This is a genomic window from Streptomyces sp. URMC 124 (assembly GCF_051386455.1).
GTDB lineage: Bacteria > Actinomycetota > Actinomycetes > Streptomycetales > Streptomycetaceae > Streptomyces.
In genome coordinates, this window is record NZ_JBPQTS010000611.1 from 1 (window position 1) to 244 (window position 244).

The window sequence follows — 244 nt, forward strand, 5'->3', positions numbered from 1 at the left end:
GCTCCATTCTTCACGGGCTTCCACAGCCTCCATGAACAGGTCAGGCAGACATACGCCGTGGAACACGTCATGCGCTCTCATGCGCTCATCGCCGTTGTTCAGCTTCAGATCAAGGAAGGACAAAATGTCCTTGTGGAACACGTCCAGATAGACCGCAATGGCGCCTTTGCGTGTGCCAAGCTGGTCAACGCTCACTGCCGTGTTGTTCAGCTGGCGGATCCAAGGGATAACGCCGGAGCTGGTG

General features: G+C 56.6%; 1 pseudogene. It reads right to left on the reverse strand.

Going from position 1 to position 244, the window contains the following annotated elements:
• Positions 1-228: pseudogene (locus tag ACSNOG_RS33880) on the reverse strand (hypothetical protein); the annotation flags it as partial.
• Between the last annotated feature and the right edge of the window lie 16 nt (positions 229-244).